This is a genomic window from Kitasatospora sp. NPDC059747 (genome assembly GCF_042732955.1).
GTDB lineage: Bacteria > Actinomycetota > Actinomycetes > Streptomycetales > Streptomycetaceae > Kitasatospora.
Window position 1 is genome coordinate 12,804 of the sequence record NZ_JBHWGV010000167.1, and the last position, 3,784, is coordinate 16,587.

Annotated in this window: 3 protein-coding genes; 1 reads left to right on the plus strand and 2 read right to left on the minus strand. The window is 70.7% G+C overall.

All coding sequences use genetic code 11. The annotated features are described in order from the left end of the window. Positions 1-113 precede the first annotated feature (113 nt). Positions 114-1,724 carry an alpha/beta hydrolase gene (locus tag ACFV4G_RS39975; RefSeq protein ID WP_380447914.1) on the minus strand — a complete coding sequence of 537 codons (1,611 nt, stop codon included), beginning with the start codon at positions 1,722-1,724 and terminating at the stop codon, positions 114-116. 289 nt (positions 1,725-2,013) lie between these two features. On the opposite strand from ACFV4G_RS39975, the gene ACFV4G_RS39980 reads away from it, so the two are divergent. Further along, positions 2,014-2,958 carry a molybdopterin-dependent oxidoreductase gene (locus ACFV4G_RS39980; RefSeq protein WP_380447916.1) on the plus strand — a complete coding sequence of 315 codons (945 nt, stop codon included), beginning with the start codon at positions 2,014-2,016 and terminating at the stop codon, positions 2,956-2,958. Between the two features lie 7 nt (positions 2,959-2,965). On the opposite strand, the gene ACFV4G_RS39985 is transcribed toward ACFV4G_RS39980, so the two are convergent. Then, positions 2,966-3,547, minus strand: coding sequence for a TetR/AcrR family transcriptional regulator (locus tag ACFV4G_RS39985; RefSeq protein WP_380447918.1), 582 nt, complete (start codon positions 3,545-3,547; stop codon positions 2,966-2,968). Positions 3,548-3,784: the final 237 nt, after the last annotated feature.

Below are 3,784 nucleotides of genomic sequence, written 5' to 3' on the forward strand. Positions count from 1 at the left end.
CTGGTGGAGACGGCCGCGATCCACGGGTGGGCCCGGTGCAGCGCCCGGTTGTCGTGGGGGGCCGCCCGCCCCCGGGCCCGCCCCCCCCCGCACGCTCGAATCGGCTCAGGCCGTCACACCGCCGGGAACGGGTCCAGGTCCGGCTTCAGCAGCTGACCGGCCGCCGGCACCTTCTGGTCCACCAGGTAGCGGGTGACCAGCTCGTTCAGGGCCTTGCTGCGGCCGACCGCGCAGTGCTCGATCGAGTCGACGCTGACCAGCACGGCGTTGCCCAGCTCCTGCTGCATCCGCTGCGCGAACTTGTACTGGGTGGCCGGGTCGTAGAGGTTCCCGATCACCATCACGGTGTTCGCGCTCTTGCGGTCCCACGGGCCGGCGAAGCGCTCGGCGTCGACCGCCGGGGCCGGCCAGCTCGCGCACGCCGGCGCGTCGAAGGCCTGGAAGCGGCCGAAGGTGGGCGACTCCTTCTCCCACTTGCGGGCCGCGTTGGCGAAGGCCCGGTCGTTCGACGGGTACGGCTTGTCCTGGCAGTTGACGGCCAGGTACGAGTCGTCGCCGGTGTACTCCGAGTCCGCCGGCGCCTCGCGCAGCGCGTGCGGCACGGCCACCGCGAGCCCCTTGGCGTCGTCGGCGGCGGCGGCCTTCGGGGCCAGCAGCGCGGCCGCGGCGGGCTTCTGGACCGCCTGGTACAGCGCCTGGAGCTGCTTGGCCAGGCCGGCCAGCCGGGACTGCGAGTACAGCGCGTTGGCGACCTGGTCGGTGAAGGTGCTCAGGGTGACCTTGCTGCCGTCGGCCAGCGTGACCGGGCCGTCGTGCAGGCGGTCGCGCAGCCCGTCGAACTTCGCCCGGGTGTCGCCCTCGCCGAACGCGCAGCGCGGGGCGCCCGCGGTCTGGCAGCGCTTCAGGAACTCGTCCAGGGCGATCTCGAAGCCGCCGGCGCGCTGGCGGTCGTACTCCAGGCCGTCGCTCAGGCGCAGGTCCGGGTCGACGTTGCCGTCGACGATGACCGCGCGGACCTTGTTCGGGTACATGGCGGCATAGGTGGAGCCGATCAGGGTGCCGTACGAGAAGCCGGCGAAGGTGAGCTGGGAGTCACCGACGGCGCGGCGCATCCGGTCGAGGTCACGGACCACGTTGATGGTCGACATGTGCTCGATCAGCGGGCCGGCGTTCTTGCTGCAGGCGTCCGTGTAGTCCTGGTCGGCGTCCAGGGTCTGGTTGACCTCGGCCTTGGTGAGCGGCACGCCGATCAGCCGGGCCTGGAGGGCGTCCGCCTCCTCCTGCGTCTTGAAGCACTTGAGCGCCTGGCTCCGGGCCACGCCGCGCGGGTCGAAGCCGACCAGGTCGAAGCGCGACTGGACCTCCGCCCCGAAGCGGGTGGTGGTGGCCCACAGGTAGCCGCTGCCGCCCGGGCCGCCGGGGTTCATGAACAGCGACCCGATCCGCTTCGCCGGGTCACTCGCCCGGCGGCGCATCATCGCGATGCCGACCTTCTCGCCGTCCGGGTTGTCGTAGTCCATCGGCACCGGGTAGACGGCACAGTCGTAGATGCCCGGGTCCGGCTTGCTCGGATCGGGGTTGCACGGCTTCCAGGCGACGGGATCGACCTTCGCCTCTGCCGTCGGCGCCAGGTCGATCGGGGCGGCGGACGCGGCCACGGCGCTGCCGGTGACCAGGGCGAGAGCACAGGTGACCGCTCCGGCCAGCGTGGATATGCGGGACAAGGAACCTCCTCCGGGATGCAAGGGCGGCCCCAGCCTGTCAGCCCGTGATCTCCGTGTGAAGACCTTGTGGCACCGCAAATCAGCTGTGAATTATTCTGTGAATAGCCAGACTTGACGGTCGATTTACCCGTCGGCCGGCCGCGGGAGGTCGTCCTCGTGGTGGACGGCGAGACCGCCGGCCACGACTGCGCGTGCTCCCGGCCGGCGTCGCCGCCGAAATGACCTGACGCAAGCTCACCGTTCGGTTAACGTGCGCCACCGAACCACCTGACCAAGGATGTCGTGACACGTGACCCAGCACACCCGCCCCGCCGACCCGACGACCCCCGACAGCTTCATCACCCCGGTCGACCGCGTCTTCGTCCGCACGCACTTCGGCAAGCACCCCGAACTGGAGGCCTCCGCCTGGAGCTTGACGATCGAGGGCCTGGTCGACCGCCCCCTCGAACTGGACCTCCCCACCCTCCTGGCACTCCCCCAGACGCACCTCACCGCCGTCCACGAGTGCCTGGGCAACCCGCTCCACCCCGACGTGCCGACCCGCGCCGTCGCGAACCTGGACTGGACCGGAGTCCCGCTGTCCACCGTGCTGGACCTGGCGGGCCCGCGCCCCGAAGCCCGGCACGTCTGGCTGGAGGGCGCCGACACCGGCAGCTTCGCCGACGAGCACGACATCGCCTACCTCAAGGACCTCCCCCTGGAGCAGGCACGCGCCGAGGTCCTCCTCGCCCACCGGATGAACGGCGAACCGCTGCTGCCCCAACACGGCTTCCCGGTCCGCGCGGTGGCACCCCGGATGTTCACCACCAACTCCGTCAAGTGGCTGACCCGCATCGTGCTCGCCGCGCAGCGCCCGGACCACCTGTTCACCACGCGCCTCTACACCCGCACCCGCCCCGGCGAGACCGAACCCCGCCCGGCCCGCGAGATCGACGTCAACAGCAAACTGCTGACCCCCCGCCACGTACCCGCCGGAACAACCGAACTGGCAGGCCGCACCTGGAGCTACACCGACGTGGCGACCGTCGACGTAGCAATAGACGACGGCCCATGGCAGCGAGCCACCCTGGAACCACGCGGCACCCACCCCACCTGGCAGCGCTTCGCCCTCACCCACCACCTCACCCCCGGGCCGCACCGCATCCGCAGCCGGGCGACCGACAGCGCGGGCCGAGTACAGCCACCCGCAGGGGCACGCAACGAGGTCCACGAGATAGAAATCACGGCCTCCTGAGACTCCCCTAGTCTCCCCGCAGCGCGGCAGAGACCAGGCCACGAATCTCGTCCTCCCCGACCTCACCACCCCCCACGAGCCGGTCGAAGACCAGCCCGTCGATGCAAGCCAGGAGGGTCGTCGTGCGCTCAAGAGGCGCGACGACCCCCTGCGCAACGAGGAAGGCCCGCACGCGAGCACGCCCCGCGTTCTCCCGGGGAACGAGGATCTCGCGCAGTTCGGGATCACGGACGCTCTCCACGGCACACGCATAACGCGCCAACGAGCGGCGCCGCCCTTCGCCCGTGAGCCGCCGCCGGATCAACTCCCCGATCCCGGCGACCAGTTCATCCACCGAACCGATCGGCGGAGCCTGCTCCCCCAGGAACTGCAGCTCCCCCTGGTCCAGTTCCACCAGACGACGAACAAGAGCGGTGAGCAACGCCTGCCGCGTGCGGAGGTAAGCCGAGGTCGTCCCCACGGGCAACCCCGCCGCCGCATCCACCGCCCGGTGCGTCAGCCCCCGAACCCCGGCGTCGGCCAGCACACCGATCGCCGCGTCCGCGAGCACCGTACGCCGATCACGAGTCTCACCCTGCTTCTGCCCCATCCCTCATTTCTACCTGCAAAAAAGACCCACCCCCCACCCCCGACCCCACCCACCCGACCCACTCACCTCAACCTCCCACCCACCCCTCATCCCTCCCCAGCGAGAGGGTGCGCTGCGGGAGGGGGTGGCGGAGGGGGTGGCCGCGGAGAGGGGCGTGACGGGTGATTTTCAGACTGCCAACGATCCAAGCCCCCCACCCACAGAGTCGGCAGTCGGAAAATCATCCAGCCCCCGGAG